Below are 3,026 nucleotides of genomic sequence, written 5' to 3'. Positions count from 1 at the left end.
CTCTTATACGAGTGTCTTTCAGATATTCTGCTTGTGGGAGCAGCAATTCTAACACCAATCAGCAATAAGAGGGCATAGATATGTATCCTCTTACTATTCATTAAAGGAACGAAACAAAAACAAGAAGAGACACTATACAGTGTCTTTTCTTATTGAGGATAAAAGAATTTCAGAATGCAAATATCAATGCTGATATTACAAGCGATGAGGATGTCTTAGATTTTTGTGTGCAATTGGCTCACGAAATCTTTATCCAGAAGAAACACAAATATGAGCCGGAATAAAACTGAAAAAGCAGCTAGCTACTACTAACTGCTAAGGTAAGAAATGGGTTGTCTACAGTATCGACGGAATATTTAGTTCTATTCAGGGAAGAAGAGGGAAATGTACGGTTTTTCCGAAATAGTATGGTGAGGCAATTTAGGTGCAGAAAAATACGATTTGCAGTATGGAAATAACTAATAATACTAACTTGATAGCAATGTGATGCTATCCCAAGAAACAAATACGTAGTCAATTGTCTACGTATTTGTTATTATATATAAATATTATATTGAGGTGAGAAGAAATGAGAAATTTAGAAGAAATCGTAAAGGAATATGTTGCAATTGAAATGTGTGAGGGGAGTCATAGCAAAAACATAGATGAATATGATAATGAACTAGATTTTTATCTCGAAAACGTTACCAATTCAGAAGGTACTTATGAAACCTACTTAGCCAATAGTCTTTCAAAAGAAGAGTTGAATCATTACGGTGTAATTGAAGTTTGGAATGCCATCGAACAAGGAATAAGAGAAGCTGTCTGGAAAAGAAGATAATATTCTTTCATGTAGGTGAGTGATGAATGCAATATACAAAAGAAGAGCTAATCTTGATTATTCAGCACAAAGCAAAAGAATTAGGGGAGATTCCAACCAAAAGAGATATTAGACAACAGACGCCTATTAAAAAAATATTTGGAAGTTGGAATAACGCGCTTGTAGCGGCTGGTTTTGAACATCGAAACCAGAGAACTTTTACAGCAGAGTCAATTACTGAGATATTTCATACGTGGATTCGTAAGAATAAAAGAATACCGACAACAAATGATTTGAAAACAGACAAAACATTACCAGATTCTAAAGTAATTAAGCGTTACCTTCATATGGGGTATAGAGATTTTATTATTTCATTAGGTTATGAGCCTTTTGACGGGACTGTCTACACACAAAGTGATAATGAGTTACTACAGTTACTTAAGGACGAAATAAAGCGTCTTGGAACAACAAAAAAGAATGTATTTATGAAAGAAAGGAACAAGGATGTAGTGCCATCCGTAACTTATTATGAAACTCATTTTAATATGCGTTGGAATCGCATACTTTTGTTATCTGGTATTTCTAAAGAGGATTTGTATGGATTTCAATATACAAGAGAAGAACTCATTCAAATACTGCAAGAATTACATGGGAAATTTGGAGAAGCACCGTCCCAAAAGACTCTTGAACAGTTAGGGTATAGTCGGCATATCTTTACAAACATGTTCCAAAACTATAATAACGCGTTAATTGCAGCTGGTATCACACCAATGAATAAGACGCCAGAAGTTGTGAAAGCAACTGATGAAGAATTAATTCAAATGTATATTGATTTTTCTAATTGTTTAGGACAAGCAGCAACAACAAAGCAATTAAATGAATCTCATAATATATATAATGCAGATGTCTTTGCTCTACGTTTTGGTGGTATGCTTGAATTGCAAAGAAGAGCAGGACTTGTTTCAACGTACAGTACTCGCAAAGTGTATAGCAAACAAGAATTAGCAGAAAAATTAAAATGTGTGTATAAAGTCAATGGGGGACGTATTCCGATACGTCGTTTAAAGGAATTTGGATTATGTTCTAGTACCCTCATGCGGTATTTCCAAACAACTAAGATAAATGAAATATGGGAAGAAATAGAGAAGGAGGTTACGCATGACAATCAAAGCTTACGGGAATAGGGAAATCAGCAAAGTGGTTTTTTCGGGTAATCCTACGGCATTATCAGTCTGGCTTAAAAAACGAAATGATCGTACAAAAATACTTGGTGCACTTCCGAATCCATATGTGGAAATGGGAACAAGAAAAGGATGGACACAAGAACAGATAGAGAACTGGGCTAAAGAAAATGAACTGAAATGTGATTGGTCACAAGTCAAGTAATACTAGCAAAGGCTAGATTTCACTAAAATAATAGTCTTGAATAAGAGATTGAGCAGCGAGATGAAGAATGAAGTATCTTGGGATTTAGAATTTCCTTAATTCTAATTAAATATATATGATAAATTAGTTTAATATGTTATGAAAAAAAGGATTTGATAGAAATATCAAACCCTTTTTGACTATGTATAATTATTTTACTGCTTCTTTTAATTCTTTTCCAGCTTTAAAAGCAGGTGCTTTTGAAGCTGCGATTTGCATTTCTTCACCTGTTTGTGGGTTACGTCCTGTACGTGCAGATCTTTCACGTACTTCAAATGTACCAAAACCAAGAATTTGTACTTTTTCTCCATTTGCTAGCGCATTTGTTATTGTATCTAAAACAGCTTGTGTTGCTGCAGCAGCATCCTTTTGTGTAAGTTCTGCTTTTACTGCTACTACTTTTGTTAATTCTGTCTTATTCATTTTTTGCACCTCTTCATATGTAATTAGGTGACTATTATAACGTGTGTATACTTATGATGCAATTAATATTGTGCATAGAAAAAGCCCTAGCAAGAGCCAAGGGATAATTTCTGTGTGGTAGTGAGAAAGAAAAACATGTTCATTATATGATGCAAAGTACCTATTCTAGATGCTCTGCTTGTTCCACATATTCTAAAATGAAAAATATACCTCTGACTCATTTCATCTTAGAAGGATATTTCCAATCTTTTTCTTTTCGAGTATTTAGTGTAGGTTTAGATGAATTTATTGGAAGTGTTTGCTTTTCTATTTTCTCTAATCTCTCATCTAATTTTTCAATAGCCTCTTTTGTTTCTTTCAGCTCTAATTTAATTTCTGT

General features: G+C 33.7%; 4 protein-coding genes. 3 read left to right on the top strand and 1 reads right to left on the bottom strand.

Going from position 1 to position 3,026, the window contains the following annotated elements:
• Positions 1-568 precede the first annotated feature (568 nt).
• Genes CO726_RS30585 through CO726_RS30575 form a run of 3 tightly spaced genes read left to right on the top strand, consistent with a single transcriptional unit; the run spans position 569 to position 2,185 of the window.
• Entirely contained in the window at positions 569-820 is a 252-nt protein-coding gene (locus CO726_RS30585) for a hypothetical protein (protein ID WP_099686791.1), read from the top strand.
• A 26-nt stretch (positions 821-846) separates the two neighbouring features.
• Positions 847-1,983, top strand: a complete 1,137-nt coding sequence (locus CO726_RS30580; RefSeq protein WP_099686790.1) for a homing endonuclease associated repeat-containing protein — start codon at positions 847-849, stop codon at positions 1,981-1,983.
• Entirely contained in the window at positions 1,958-2,185 is a 228-nt protein-coding gene (locus CO726_RS30575; protein ID WP_099686789.1) for a hypothetical protein, read from the top strand. Before CO726_RS30580 ends, CO726_RS30575 begins: the two co-directional genes overlap by 26 nt.
• Positions 2,186-2,374: 189 nt before the next feature.
• Here the strand turns inward: CO726_RS30575 and CO726_RS30570 are convergent, their stop codons facing one another.
• Positions 2,375-2,647, bottom strand: coding sequence for an HU family DNA-binding protein (locus CO726_RS30570; RefSeq protein WP_099686788.1), 273 nt, complete (start codon positions 2,645-2,647; stop codon positions 2,375-2,377).
• Positions 2,648-3,026: the final 379 nt, after the last annotated feature.

This window comes from Bacillus fungorum, from assembly GCF_002746455.1.
Lineage (GTDB): Bacteria > Bacillota > Bacilli > Bacillales > Bacillaceae_G > Bacillus_A > Bacillus_A fungorum.
This window is presented reverse-complemented; position numbering and strand designations above follow the sequence as displayed.

What these genes read in the sequence shown, in the direction of transcription:
- CO726_RS30585 (WP_099686791.1), top strand. Translation starts at nt 569, where the DNA reads ATGAGAAATTTAGAAGAAATCGTAAAGGAATATGTTGCAATTGAAATG.
- CO726_RS30580 (WP_099686790.1), top strand. Translation starts at nt 847, where the DNA reads ATGCAATATACAAAAGAAGAGCTAATCTTGATTATTCAGCACAAAGCA.
- CO726_RS30575 (WP_099686789.1), top strand. Translation starts at nt 1,958, where the DNA reads ATGACAATCAAAGCTTACGGGAATAGGGAAATCAGCAAAGTGGTTTTT.
- CO726_RS30570 (WP_099686788.1), bottom strand. Translation starts at nt 2,647, where the DNA reads ATGAATAAGACAGAATTAACAAAAGTAGTAGCAGTAAAAGCAGAACTT.